Source organism: Faecalibacterium sp. Marseille-Q0746, assembly GCF_017377595.1.
In the GTDB taxonomy this organism is placed as follows: Bacteria; Bacillota; Clostridia; order Oscillospirales; family Ruminococcaceae; genus Faecalibacterium; species Faecalibacterium duncaniae.
The window spans coordinates 1-15,111 of record NZ_JAFREI010000009.1 but is presented as its reverse complement, the minus strand read 5'-3'; the positions used below and the strand labels follow the sequence as shown (position 1 = coordinate 15,111).

The following is a 15,111-nucleotide window of genomic DNA, read 5'->3' as shown; positions in this document are numbered from 1 at the left end:
ATTGAAATTTGAGCTTTGAAGGAGCGATTTGATTATGGCAAAACAGATCAAGCAGGGCGAGGATGCCCGCAAGGCACTGTGTGCCGGTATTGATACCCTGGCAAATACCGTGAAGATCACCCTGGGCCCCAAGGGCCGCAATGTGGTGCTGGGCAAGAAGTTCGGCGCACCTGTCATCACCAATGACGGCGTGACCATTGCCAAGGAGATCGAGCTGAAGGACGAGTTCGAGAACATGGGCGCACAGCTGGTGCGTGAGGTCGCAACCAAGACCAACGATGCCGCAGGCGACGGTACCACCACCGCAACCGTTCTGGCACAGGCCATGGTCACCGAGGGCATGAAGAACGTTACCGCCGGTGCCAACCCCATGGATATCCGCCGCGGCATGAGCAAGGCTGTTGCCAAGGCCGTTGAGACCATCAAGGCCCACAGCCAGAAGGTCAAGGACAGCAACGATATCGCCCGCGTCGGCACCATTTCTGCCGGTGACCCCGAGATCGGCCGCCTGATCGCCGAGGCTATGGAGAAGGTCACCTCCGACGGTGTCATCACCATCGAGGAGAACAAGACCACCGCCGAGACCTACAACGAGATCGTGGAAGGCATGCAGTTTGACCGCGGCTACCTGACCCCCTATATGGTCACCGATACCGACAAGATGGAGGCTGTTCTGGACAACGCCGCCGTCCTGATCACCGATAAGAAGATCAGCGTCATCCAGGATCTGGTCCCCCTGCTGGAGCAGGTCATGCAGAACGGCATGAAGCTGTTGATCGTGGCTGAGGACATCGAGGGCGAGGCTCTGTCCACCCTGATCGTCAACCGCCTGCGCGGCACCCTGAACGTCTGCGCTGTCAAGGCTCCCGGCTTTGGCGACCGCCGCAAGGAGATGCTGCAGGATATCGCTATCCTGACCGGCGGCACTGTTGTGTCCGCTGATCTGGGCTATGAGCTGAAGGACGCTACCGTCCAGATGCTGGGCCATGCCCGTCAGGTCAAGGTCACCAAGGAGAACACCACCATCGTGGGCGGCGCAGGCGATAAGGATGCCATTGCAGCCCGCATTGCACAGATCCGCAACCAGATCGAGGCTTCCACCAGCGATTTCGACCGTGAGAAGCTGCAGGAGCGCCTGGCAAAGCTGGCCGGCGGCGTTGCAGTCATCAAGGTCGGTGCTGCTACCGAGGTCGAGATGAAGGATAAGAAGTTGCGCATCGAGGACGCTCTGAACGCAACCAAGGCTGCCGTTCAGGAAGGCGTTGTCGCTGGCGGCGGCACCGCTCCCATCAACGCCATCCCCGCTGTGCGCGCCCTGTGCGACACGCTGGAAGGCGATGAGCGCACCGGTGCCAAGATCGTCCTGAAGGCTCTGGAGGCACCTCTGCGCCAGATCGCCAAGAACGCCGGTCTGGAAGGCAGCGTCATCATCGACAAGATCGTCTCTGCCAACAAGCCCAACTACGGCTTCGACGCTCAGAACGAGGTCTTTGTTGAGGATATGATCGCCGCCGGTATCGTTGACCCCACCAAGGTCACCCGTTCCGCTCTGGAGAACGCAGCATCCGTCGCTGAGATGGTGCTGACCACCGAGAGCCTGGTCGCTGACCTGCCCGAACCCCCCGCTGCTCCCGCAGCCGGTGGTGACATGGGCGGCATGGGCGGCATGTACTAATAGCTGCCCAAAAACCGCATGAATCCTTGATTTTTGGAGCGCGCAAAAGCGGATTTACGCCAAACTTACGCCACTTACGCCAAAAATCAAAGCGCATTATAGGGTAACAAAATCGGCACTCGCTGAAAAGCGGGTGCCGATTTTTGTGTCACGAAAAGCTGATGGATGCTGCACGCTACACACCGTCAGCTTTTTCGTTTACAGGGGAAAAAGTGGGTGGTATAATAGAAATAGAGTTTTGTAAGAGTGCTTTCATAGTCAAGGCTATAAAAAATACGGATAAGCATAAAGCCGGTGGATGATATGAAAATTCTGGATAACATCACCAATACCGTTCGAGATGATTTGCGGGTCGAAATCAAAAAAGGCAGCAGGGTGTCTATTGCGGCAGCCTGCTTTTCGATGTATGCCTACAAAGAGCTAAAGAAGCAGCTGGAAACCATAGACGAGTTTGAATTTATCTTTACATCCCCCACGTTTGTGAAAGAAAAGGCTGAAAAGCAGAAGCGGGAGTTCTACATTCCCCGCATTTCCCGTGAAACAAGCCTTTACGGTACAGAGTTTGAAATCAAACTGCGCAATGAGATGACCCAGAGAGCCATCGCAAAGGAGTGTGCAGACTGGATCAGAAGGAAGGCTACGTTCAAATCGAACACCACCGGTGAAAATATGGCTGGCTTTATGACTGTGGATTCCGGCGCAGCACAGACCGCCTATATGCCGATTGGCGGATTTACGACAGTTGATATTGGCTGTGAGCGCGGAAATAACAGCTACAACATGGTCAACTGCATGGAGGCTCCGTTCGCACAGCAGTACATGAAGTTGTTCGATACCCTGTGGAACGACCGGGACAAAATGCAGGATGTCACAGATGTAGTACTGGAGAATATCAGCACGGCTTATGCTGAAAATTCCCCGGAGTTCATCTACTTTATGACGCTGTATCATGTGTTCAGCGAGTTTTTGGACGACATCTCAGAAGACGAACTGCCGAATGAGGCAACCGGCTTTAAGCAGAGCAAAATCTGGAGCCTGCTGTACGACTTCCAGAAGGATGCGGTGCTTGCCATCATCAATAAGCTGGAAAAGTACAACGGCTGCATCCTTGCGGACAGTGTTGGCCTTGGCAAGACCTTTACCGCACTGGCAGTCGTAAAGTATTATGAGAATCGAAACAAGTCGGTTCTTGTGCTGTGCCCCAAAAAGCTGGCAGAGAACTGGAATACCTACAAGGACAACTATGTGAACAACCCGATTGCATCGGATCGGCTGAATTATGATGTCCTGTTCCATACAGACCTGTCCAGAAGCGGCGGAAAGTCGAATGGCCTCGACCTGGATCGCCTGAACTGGGGCAACTATGATCTGGTCGTCATTGATGAATCGCACAATTTCCGTAATGGAATCGGAACTCATAGCAAGACGCAGGACAATCGTTACCAGCGGCTGATGGATAAGGTGATCCGTGCCGGAGTTAAGACCAAGGTGCTGATGCTTTCGGCAACGCCTGTCAATAACCGCTTTGTTGACTTGAAAAATCAGCTGGCCCTTGCCTATGAGGGAAACTCCGAATATCTGGATGAAAGGCTGAACACCTCAAAGAGCATTGAAGACATCTTTAAGCAGGCGCAAAAAGCCTTTAACGCATGGAGCAAACTGAAACCAGAAGAGAGAACCACGGATGCGCTGCTACGGACATTGGATTTCGACTTCTTCGAGCTGCTGGACAGTGTTACCATCGCACGTTCTCGGAAGCATATCGAGAAGTACTACAACACCAACGCTATCGGAAAGTTCCCAGAGCGGTTGAAGCCGATCTCCGTTCGGCCATGTCTGACAGACCTGAATAATGCCATCAACTACAACGAAATTTATGAGCAGCTGATTCAGCTGAGCTTGTGCGTCTATATGCCCTCCAACTACATCTTCGCAAGTAAGATCCAGAAATATCAGGAGCTGACGCACAATAAGGGAGAAAATCTGACCCAGAGAGGCCGTGAGCAGGGTATTTGTCGGTTGATGAGTATCAATCTGCTGAAACGGCTGGAAAGCTCTGTACATTCGTTCCAGCTGACCCTGACGCGCATCAAGAAACTGATTGATGGTACGATTCAGTCCATTGACCAGTTTGAACGCTCCGGCCACGCTGATCTGGATATATACGACATGGCCGGAGACGATTTTGACATGGACGATGAAAACACTGACTTTTTCACCGTCGGCAAAAAAGTCAAAATCGACCTTGCGGATATGGACTGGAAGAGCTGGCGTACGGAGCTTCGGAAAGATGCAGAAATTCTGGAGCTGTTGACCTTTATGGTGGCAGATATCACGCCGCAGCATGACACAAAGCTGCAAGAACTGTTCCAGCTGCTGTCCGAAAAAATTGAGCACCCGATCAATGTCGGCAACAGAAAAGTGCTGATTTTCTCTGCATTTTCGGATACGGCAGAGTACCTCTTTGACAATGTGAGTGCGTTTGTAAAGCAGAAATATGGGCTGAATACCGCTGTAATTACCGGCTCGATTGACGGACGTACCACGATCAAAGGCTTCAAGGCAACACTCAACAACGTGCTGACCTGCTTCTCTCCCATTTCCAAAGACCGGGATGTTCTGATGCCCGGTAGTGCCACGGAAATTGATGTGCTGATTGCGACAGACTGCATTTCTGAAGGTCAGAACTTGCAGGACTGCGATTATCTGATCAACTATGACATTCACTGGAACCCGGTACGCATTATCCAGCGTTTTGGACGAATCGACCGTATCGGCAGCAGAAACCAGTACATCCAACTTGTGAACTTCTGGCCTGATCTGACGCTGGACGATTACATCAACCTGAAATCCCGTGTGGAGACCCGCATGAAAATCACCGTTATGACCTCCACCGGCGATGATGACCTTATTAACCCCGAAGAAAAGGGCGATTTGGAGTACCGCAAGGCACAGCTGAAACGCTTGCAGGAAGAGGTCGTTGACATCGAAGATATGTCGGACGGCATCTCCATTATGGATCTGGGCCTGAACGAGTTCCGGCTCGACCTGCTGGATTACATCAAACACAATGGTGATCTGGACAAGAAGCCCCGTGGACTTCATGCGGTGGTTCCGGCTACGGATGAACTGCCGGAGGGTGTGATCTTCGTGCTGAAAAACATCAATAACAGCGTCAATGTGGACAATCGGAACCGCATCCATCCGTTCTACATGGTTTACATCGGCATGGATGGGCAGATCATCTGCGACTACCTGAACCCCAAAAAGATGTTGGACGATATCCGGCTGCTGTGCCGTGGAAAGACTGAGCCAATCAAAGAGGTGTATGAACGCTTCAACCGGGAAACAGACGATGGAAAGGACATGGCAGAAATGTCCGAATTGCTGAGTGAAGCCATTGACTCGATCATTGATATTAAGGAAGAAAGCGATATCGACAGCCTGTTCTCTGCGGGCGGAACAACGGCATTACTCAGTCAGGTGTCTGGGCTGGATGATTTTGAGTTGATTTGCTTTCTTGTTGTGAAATAGGGATAACTATGAAAAATCGAAATGGAAAATATGGATGGATTGTGATTTGGGCGATAGGAAGTATAGTATTTGCATTTGTCATACATTGGTTGTTTAGTATTGAACCCACAGTAGAGTTCTTTCGAGCAAAATGGAGCGCAGGAGACATTTTGACGTATGCATCTACAATTATTCTTGGACTGCTTGCGCTATGGCAAAATCAAAGATTTAAGGAGGAAAACGATAAATCGCAAGAGCGGTTGGAAAAAATAAGCAATCGCACAAATGAATTACAAATCATATCGCAGTTAATTGAACATGAGAACGAACGGATAAATCTTTTAAGAAAATTGTTTCAAGAATTTTTTGAGGTATGTTCATGTAGCAATATAGTTGCAGAATACAGGGATACCTCAAAAAATAAAGCAGATAATCTAAGTTCTTCAACGCGAAGAGCCAGTCAAATTAGAATATCGTATCAAATATTGATACAACAGCTGTTTATGGATAAACGTAAAAATACACAGGTAGATAGTTTGGTGGAATATGCTGGGAAACTTAGTACGTCGGCAATTGGATTGATACTTTCATTTACGATAGAGCAAGAAGAAAGTCATCTGAAAAATGATGAAAATGGTGAAATTAAACGATTGACGAATAACCAGTTGCAAATCGAAGAAGCGTTAAATAAAGAATTTTATATATACATAACTGCACTAGAAAAAGAACGTAATGCACTGTTATTTGAGGATCACTCGTTGAAAGAATTGCAGGAAATGTATCAACGGAGAGAAGAATACGGAAAGATTTAACTTTAGGTCATGGAGGAAAATAGTTTGCTGAATTTTCCAAATTCTACCGAGTTCAATAAACGCATCCCGAAGCAGAAGTTCTATGAGAACATTGCCGTTACCCCGGCTATGAAGAGAGCCTTTGTCGAGCAGATCAGGACCATCTACTGGCGCAATAAGATTGCTGCCACCACCCTGAATCTGGCGGCTGGGGAGCAGGTGACGGAGATCGAGGTGTTCGAGGTACGGCTGTCTGCCCCGGAGCTGGACGAGAGTGTGCTGCGCCAGATCGACCGGGAAATTCCGTATCACATCCTCTTTTTGCTGGAATACGAGGGCAAGTATCGTGCTGTCATCGGCTACAAGGAGGCTGCGGCGGGCAAGACAGCCTTTAAGGTTGATCGCTATTATTCTCTACGGACTGGCTGGACGAGGACGACCTGCCGGTGCATCTGGATGGACTTACGCTGGATGCTGTATACGAGAACTTTGTCCGTCAAATCGCAGGTGATGCGCTTGGCACAGGAGAAAGTGCATCCCTGAAAGACAGCGTTGAGCAGCAGAAGCAGCATGAGCAGCTAGAGAAGCAGGTTGCTGCACTGGAAGCCAAAATCCGTAAGGAAAAGCAGCCGAAAAAGAAATTTGAACTGGTACAACAAATGAAAGCTCTACAAAAGAAAACGGAGACGTTATGAAATCATTTGAACTGAAACCAACAGAAGAAAACCTACTTTCCGCATATAAGAACGACCAAATTGGAAGAAATACGGATATCCATGCGTTTGTGGATATCCTGAACTCTTTGGAGGATTCCTGCTCGATTGCTCTTGATGGTGCATGGGGAAGCGGTAAGACTTTTTTTGTCAAGCAGGCAAAAATGATTTTAGAATCCTGCTCGCCAATAGAATCAAAGAGTGAATACAGGGATGAGGTCAAAACTGTCTGGAAAAACTATCACGGCGGCAAAGAACCAGAATTTCAAGCGCAGCTTTGTGTTTACTACGATGCGTGGGAAAATGATAATGATGGAGACCCTATCTTATCTCTGGTATACTCCATTCTTCAACAGGTAGATGAGGAAACGCCTTTTCCAAAAGACAATAAAATTTTTGAAAAGGTAGCAGCTCTGGCAGATTGTATTACTGGAAAAAGTACAGCAGCAGTGTTGGAATCAATGAAATCTGATAGTGTTCTCGATGATTTACGGAAAAGCAAGAGTATTCACAGTACAATTGTGGAATTTTTAGGCCACCTACTTGATGAAAGAGCAAATCGCTTGATTGTTATTGTAGACGAACTTGATAGATGCAAGCCAGACTATGCCGTGCAACTTTTGGAGAAAATCAAACATTATTTCGATAATGAACGAGTCACATTTGTATTTGCTGTGAATTTACAAGAACTTCAACATACAATTTCAAATTACTACGGAAATGCGTTCGATTCGTGCAGATACCTTGATCGTTTTTTTGATTTGAGAATTTCGCTTCCGCCAGCCAATATGTACCGATACTATCAAAGCATCAATTTCCAAAGCGACTACTATACGGTAGATGTTGTGTGCAAAAAAATTATCGAGCTGTTCCATTTTTCTCTCCGTGAAATTTCAAGATATTTAAAAGCCATAAAAATTGCAGAATACGAGTTAACACACAGTGACGGAAGATTTGACTTTAGTGATCCGGAAGGGTTAGCCACACGATTTTGCACATTATATATGGTTCCACTTCTGATTGCTTTAGAGATAAGCGATGTGACTTCATATAATCAACTAATTTCAGGACATAATCCAGAGAAACTGATAGAACTACTTGAATGTATGGATTCCAACTATAAAGGTCATTTTAGAGAACTACTTTCAAGAAACGAAATATATAATACTGCACCGGAATCGGAGCAGCAAGGAAAAGAAATCGTAACAATAAAAGAAAAAGCAGTTGCTGTATATAAAGCAATATTCGTAAAAAATTATACAAGTTATGATTACCGTTGTTTCGTTGGAAACTGCGAATTTAATGCAGAGACAAAAACGTTTTTGCTAAGATTGGTCAGTCTGCTATCAAAATATTCAAAATATGAATGAGGGAGAATTTCTAATGGACACCCTAAAAATGCACAGCCTTGACGGTGTACAGCGCAACATTGAGATGATCGGCAAGCTGTTCCCCAATGCAATTACCGAGGTAAAACGTGACGGCAAGGTGGAACATGCCATTGATTTTGACGTTCTGCGGCAGGAGCTTTCCGATTCCATCGTGGAGGGTCGGGAGGAACGCTACCAGTTTACATGGCCGGACAAGAAAAAGGCGATGCTGGCGGCAAATGCGCCCATCACGGCAACGCTGCGTCCGGTGGTGACCGACAGTGTTGGTAAGGACGGCACACCCGGTGGCTTTGACAGCGAGAACCTCTACATTGAGGGCGATAATCTGGAAGTGCTGAAGCTCTTGCAAGAAACCTATCTGGGCAAAGTCAAGATGATCTACATTGACCCGCCGTACAATACGGGTAATGACTTTGTCTATGAGGACGATTTTGCCCAGAGTGCTGACGAATATATGGGGAACAGCGGTCAGTATGATGAAGAAGGCAATCGGATGGTGACCAATACTGAGAGCAACGGTCGTTTTCATACAGACTGGCTCAATATGATCTATCCACGCCTGAAAATTGCAAAGGATTTGCTTGCGGATGATGGGGCGATTTTTATTAGCATTGACCATAATGAACATGCTAATCTAAAAGAAGTATGTGATTTGACATTTGGCGTACAGTGCTTTATTGCCGAACTGGCATGGAAATCTAGCGATAACAGCAATAATAATGCATTGACTTTTTCAGAAGATTATAACACGATTCTAGTTTATGCTAAGAATCCTGATTGGAAACCACATTTTTTAAATGATCCGAAAAAAAGATCGCATTTCAAAAATCCGGATAATGATCCAAGAGGACCGTGGTTTGATGGAAATCCGGTAAATAATCCTGGACTACGTCCGAACTTACAGTTTAATATTACATCGCCTAGTGGAAAAGTTATCAAGCACCCAGCAAATGGATGGCGTTGGTCAAAAGAAACAATTGCAGAAAAGTTAAAGACTGGAGAACTACGTTTTTCAGAAGATGAAACGCGCCTTATCCGTCGGACATATTTGGCCGATATGGAAGGCCTTCCCCCTTCAACACTTTGTGTTGACCTTGAAGTTACCGGTCATACCAGAGGAGCAAAATATGAATTAAAAAAGCTTTTTCCAGAATATCCGGTAACGGATTTGTTTAGTACGCCAAAGCCAACATTGCTCATAAAATATTTACTTACTCTCGGAACCGATAAGGATTCTTTGGTTATGGATTTCTTTTCTGGATCCGGAACAACAGCTGATGCAGTAATGCAATTGAATGCCGAGGAAGCAGGCAATCGAAAATTCATACTAGTTCAACTAGCAGAACCGTGCACAGGTAATACATCTTTCTCCAATATTTGCGAAATGGGCAAGGAGCGCATCCGCCGTGCTGGGCGCAAAATCAAGGAGGATGCTGGGCTGACTGCTCTGGCTGATTTGGATATTGGTTTCCGCTGCTTGCGTCTGGATGAAAGCAACATGAAGCCGGTTTACTACACGCCGGATGAAGTCGGTCAGCAGGATCTGTTCTCGTTGGTGGACAACGTGAAGGAAGACCGTACCCCGGAGGACTTGCTGTTCCAGGTGATGCTGGATCTGGGTGTGCTGCTGTCCAGCCCCATTGAGGTAAAAGAGATCGCAGGCAAAAAGGTGTTCAACGTGGCAAATGGCTTCCTGCTGGCCTGTTTCGACCATGATGTGACGGATGAGACTGTCAAGGCCATTGCGCAGATGAAGCCGTACTATGCTGTTTTCCGTGACAGTTCCATGGCAAATGACAGCGTTGCAACAAATTTTGACCAGATTTTTGAAACTTATAGCCCCGATACGGTAAGAAAAGTATTGTGATTCGATGAAAATTGAATTAACTTGTTATTTTCAATTGGTGTCGGAGGTAAGTTACAACAATGAAGTTTAGTTTTAAGATTCAGCAATACCAGACGGATGCTGTGGATGCCGTGGCACGGGTCTTTCAAGGTCAGCCGTACAATGCAGGTGTATCCTATCTGCGGGATATCGGCAATTTGCCCAGCACACCGCAGCAGATCAGTGTGACGCAGTCTTACGAGGACGGCACACAGGTCGAATTTCAGGATGCTCTGGATGATTCCGGTTTTAAGAATGAAGCCTTGCAGCTGACCAATGAGCAGATTCTGCGCAATATCCAGAGCATTCAAAATGAGAGCAATATCCACCAGTCCACCCAGCTGGTGGCACCGCTGGGTCGCTGCTCTTTGGATATCGAGATGGAGACCGGTACCGGCAAGACTTACGTTTACATCAAAACGATGTTCGAGTTGAATAAGCGTTACGGTTGGAGCAAGTTTATTGTGGTCGTGCCCAGCATTGCCATCCGTGAAGGTGTGAAAAAATCCTTTGAGATTACCGCAGATCACTTTATGGAGTGCTATGGTAAAAAGGCACGGTTCTTCATCTATAACAGCAGCAACCTGAATCAGCTGGATGCCTTTTCCAGTAATTCGGGCATCAATGTTATGATCATCAATACACAGGCTTTTGCAGCTTCCATGAACGAGGACAAAAATGTGGAAGGCCGCAAGGGCGATGCTGCTGCGCGTATTATCTACACAAAGCGGGATGAGTTTGGTTCCCGCCGCCCCATTGATGTGATTGCCGCCAACCGTCCGATTCTGATTCTGGACGAGCCGCAGAAGATGGGCAAAGAGGATTCTGCCACCCAGAAAGCCTTGAAAAAGTTCAATCCGCTGTTTACACTGAACTATTCGGCTACCCATGCAAAGCAGCACAATTTGGTGTATGTGCTGGATGCGCTGGACGCTTATAATAAGCGTTTGGTCAAAAAAATCGAGGTCAAGGGCTTTGAGGTCAAGAACCTACGTGGCACCAACAAATATCTGTATCTGGAAGATATTCTTGTCACTCCTCAAAAGGCCCCGCAGGCTAAAATCGAATTGGAAGTCGCTCACAACGGTGGTACCAAGCGCGAATTTCATAAGCTGAATGTGGGGGATAATCTATATTATCTCTCCAACGAGATGGAACAGTACAAAGGGTTTGTCGTTTCTGAAATTGATCCATTTACCGGCATTTTGACTTTTACGAATGGGGAAACTTTGCATGTTCACGATGTGACAGGTGACGTGTCCGAAGATGATATGCGCAGGGTGCAGATCCGTGAAACCATCGAATCGCACTTTGAAAAAGAGCAAGAACGTTTCAAAATGGGCATCAAGACGCTTTCTCTGTTCTTCATTGATGAGGTGGCAAAATATCGCCAGTACGATGAGGAAGGCAATGAACTTCTGGGTGAGTACGGAAAAATTTTCGAGCAGGAGTATCTTTCTGTTCTGAATGAGCACCGCACACTGTTTGACCCGGACTATCTGGCTTATCTGGATTCTGTCGATGTACACAATGTGCATAAAGGCTATTTCAGTATCGATAAAAAGGGGCATAGCGTAAACAGTTCTGTCAAGCGCGGAACGGATCTGTCCGATGATATTTCCGCCTATGACTTGATTCTGAAAAATAAGGAACGGCTGCTGTCCTTTGAGGAGCCTACCCGGTTTATCTTCTCCCACTCTGCCCTGCGTGAAGGTTGGGATAACCCGAATGTGTTCCAAATCTGCACCCTGAAGCACAGCGACAGCACCACACAGAAGCGTCAGGAAGTTGGCCGTGGCTTGCGCCTGTGCGTGAACCAGTCCGGCAGCCGCATGGATGCCGATGCTTTAGGCGATAAAGTGCAGGATATCAATGTCCTGACGGTTATTGCCAGCGAAAGCTATGCCGCTTTTGTGGACAGCTTGCAGAAGCAGACCGAGGCTGTGCTGTACGACCGTCCTCGGAAAGCGACCATTGAATATTTTGCCGGAAAGTCGATCAAATTGGATGGGCGAACCGTCAAGGTGGACGACCATCAGGCACGAGCCATTTATCAGTATCTGGTTCGCAACAGCTATGTGGACGAAGAAGATAACGTGACGAAGGAATACCGGGAGGATGCACAGGCAAAATCGCTTGCTCCTGTTCCAGATTCTCTGAAACCGATAGAAGAGGGCATCCACACCTTGGTGCAGGCGATTTATGACGCAAGCGTTCTCCAGAAGATGTTTGCGGATGCCAACAAGCCAAAGGTTCTGGAAAATCCGCTGAACGGACGGTTTGAAAAAGCAGAGTTCCAGAAACTCTGGAATACCATCAACCACAAGTACGCCTATACTGTTGATTTCAATTCCGATGAACTGATTTCCAAGGCAATCACGCATATTGACAGTGAACTCTATGTCAGCCAGCTGCAATACGCCGTCAGTCATGCTGCACAGCGGGATACTCTGGATGCAGACATGGTACGTAGTGGTGACAGCTTCAATGCTGCACAGACTCGCACTAAAACACTGAAACACGCAGTATATGGGCAGGTTCCTTATGATCTGCTTGGAAAAATTGCGGAGGGAACCGTCTTGACCCGCCACACCGTTGCGGCGATTTTGAAGGGAATCAAGCCGTCTACGTTTGCAATGTATCAGAGCAACCCGGAAGAGTTCATCACGAAGGTCACTCGCCTGATCAAAGAGCAGAAAGCTACCATGATCGTAGAGCATATCACCTACGATACAATTGAGGGCAGCTATGACAGCAGTATCTTTACTGCTGAAAAGCACGGCCTGACAATGGATAAAGCCTATCCTGCAAAGAAAGCCATTCAGGACTATGTCTTTACCGACGGCTCTGCCGAAAAGAGCGTGGAACGCAAATTTGCCGAAAGCCTTGATGGCGCAGATGAAGTATTCATCTATGCAAAGCTGCCCAGAGGTTTCTTTATCCCTACGCCTGTCGGACACTATTCGCCGGACTGGGCAATTGTATTCCATGAAGGTGCAGTGAGGCATATTTACTTCGTTGCCGAAACAAAGGGTACAATGGAAAGCCTGAATCTGCGCCCAATCGAAAAATCCAAGATCGATTGTGCTAAAAAGCTGTTCGCGAAGTTGTCCGATGGACTTGTGACATACGACCATGTGGACAGCTATCAGGAGCTGATGAATAAGGTACTGCAATAACCGTAAGATGCAAGGATCATCTTGTGGAAAACAATATGCAAAAATGGAAAATAAAAAATTCTGAGGCTGCAGCTTTGGAAAAATAATTCTTTGATGCTATCACATAGCCTGCATCATGCCGATGCAGTTCAAGGTTTTGACTTTCCCAACAAGTGTTTGGCAACGCAAAAATGGTCTTTGTATAACCTCTTGCTAGCACTATGAGACCTTTCAAAACGCTTCCCAAATTTGAAAATCACTTTGCAAGAATGATCGTCCGTTTTCAAGCCCAACTTGAAGCGGACGGTTGTTTTTCTGCTCAAAAAAGTTCCGAGTTTGCATTCCGTTGCAAACAGAACAAGCTATCCGACCCTCTCTTTTTACCAAAGTTTCCATCACTTTTTCTTGCAAGCTGCCGAAAGTAGCCCGTTTTCAGAATTTTTTGTTGACACGGCTCAATTTTTGTGGTAATCTATCTCAACAATTTAATATAACATATTTATCTTAGAGTTCCAGCTCGGCTCCCGAAGGAGCCGGAGCAAGTTTTTAACTTTCTTATCGCTACATAACGAACCCGAACCAAGGCCATCCCGGAAAGGATGGTCGGGTTCAGGTTGTTGTGTGGCGATTTTTTATTGCCAAATTCAGCACCGTACCTTGAAAATCGAAAGACCGTCTGCATGGGATACACGGCGATGACCCCCAAGAGGGAGAGCCGGAAAACGCCGCCGGAAGGGGGCAGGAAATCCATGCAGGGAGAACGGCGCACCCAATATCAACTGGTCAAAATGGCCAGTTGATGTGGTGAATGACGCAAAACGTCATTCACCAGAAGAACATTCTGCGTTACGGCTCACCTCATGTGGACATTTTGACCACATGAGGCAAATTGGCCGCAGCTTGAATCAATGTAGACAATTTGTCCACATTGACTCCGTTTGTGTTACGTTTGACCTCGACCTGACATTTTGTCAAGCCACGGTGAAATCTGGTAAGTGCTGATTTCCGGTACTTACCAGATTACTGTAACACGATCGCTCTGTGGTGGGTTACGAAAACCGTAACTCACCACTTGGAAGTGGTAAATGGACAAAATATTCACTTACCACCCAGCCATAACGCACAGATTTTAGTTGGTGATCATTTTGATCACCAACCAGACAATCGTAACGCTTTATTGTGCAAAAGTGGCTGTTACCATTTTGATAACAGCCACGCTTCCGTAACACTTTTGGCAAATAATGCTTTTCATTATCCACCACACACCCGTAACAGCCAAAGGAGGATGCCTATGACAACAGAACAATGGGAACGTGAAAATCAGGACACCCTGATGGAATATTTCATTGATGGCGACCCCAGTGTGCGCAGAATCCAGTGTGAATACTGCCGCAAGGTCATCTACACCCAGACCCGGAACCGAAAATATTGCAGCTTCCAGACTTGTGGTCACAAGATGCTGAATCTGCGGAAAAGGCTTAAAAAGCGCGTTGAGCGAGGAAAGTATACCTGCGCTTGCTGCGGGGAGCAGTTCTTACCGATTCGGGCAGATGCCAGATATTGCAGCAATGCCTGTCGGCAAAAAGACTACCGCCAGCGTAAAGCGATGGTTCACGCTTCTCTTTGAGAAACTTGATGAAGTTTGTCAAGTTCCTTATCCACGCTCGCTTTTATCAGTAAAGTGGCACTTCCCATTTTGGAAAGCACCAAAATACCATAACGCCTAATCGCTCACTCCCAAATCCCCAAAATGGGAATTTGGGCTGTGCGGTTGTAAATCAGGTTACGCTTTCCGTAACTTGATTTGCAATTCCCGCCGAAGCAGGTTCCCAAAATGATAACTTGATTGCACCCGTAACGAAGCCACCGGAGTTATCATTTTGAAAACTTCGGTTTTTCTGTAACACGTCCCCCCCCCCCCCCCCCCCTTCCCACTCCCCGTATGCTCTCATCCCCACCCCCAACTACGATCACCGCTGCCGAAA

7 protein-coding genes and 1 pseudogene are annotated in these 15,111 nt (G+C 47.2%); all 8 read left to right on the top strand.

All coding sequences use genetic code 11. The annotated features are described in order from the left end of the window. Positions 1-34 precede the first annotated feature (34 nt). Complete coding sequence (groL, locus tag J3351_RS06705; protein WP_097770751.1) at positions 35-1,675, top strand: chaperonin GroEL; 1,641 nt, start codon at positions 35-37, stop codon at positions 1,673-1,675. Between the two features lie 303 nt (positions 1,676-1,978). Next, a complete protein-coding gene (locus J3351_RS06700; RefSeq protein ID WP_207697386.1) occupies positions 1,979-5,209 on the top strand; it encodes a helicase-related protein in 3,231 nt (1,076 codons plus the stop codon). Between the two features lie 8 nt (positions 5,210-5,217). Next, positions 5,218-6,000, top strand: coding sequence for a hypothetical protein (locus tag J3351_RS06695; RefSeq protein ID WP_207697385.1), 783 nt, complete (start codon positions 5,218-5,220; stop codon positions 5,998-6,000). A 9-nt stretch (positions 6,001-6,009) separates the two neighbouring features. After that, a pseudogene (locus tag J3351_RS06690) lies at positions 6,010-6,674 on the top strand (DUF4391 domain-containing protein). Continuing rightward, the gene (locus J3351_RS06685) at positions 6,671-8,062 is read left to right on the top strand and encodes a P-loop NTPase fold protein (RefSeq protein WP_207697384.1); all 1,392 of its coding nucleotides are present in this window, start codon (positions 6,671-6,673) and stop codon (positions 8,060-8,062) included. The pseudogene J3351_RS06690 and the gene J3351_RS06685 overlap by 4 nt, the downstream one beginning before the upstream one ends. Positions 8,063-8,075: 13 nt before the next feature. Further along, complete coding sequence (locus tag J3351_RS06680; protein ID WP_207697383.1) at positions 8,076-9,950, top strand: site-specific DNA-methyltransferase; 1,875 nt, start codon at positions 8,076-8,078, stop codon at positions 9,948-9,950. A gap of 59 nt (positions 9,951-10,009) precedes the next feature. Further along, positions 10,010-13,147 (top strand): type III restriction-modification system endonuclease, encoded by a 3,138-nt coding sequence (locus J3351_RS06675; RefSeq protein WP_207697382.1) that lies wholly within the window; start codon positions 10,010-10,012, stop codon positions 13,145-13,147. Positions 13,148-14,417: 1,270 nt separating this feature from the next. Further along, entirely contained in the window at positions 14,418-14,753 is a 336-nt protein-coding gene (locus tag J3351_RS06670) for a hypothetical protein (RefSeq protein ID WP_207676270.1), read from the top strand. The last annotated feature ends 358 nt before the right edge of the window (positions 14,754-15,111 follow it).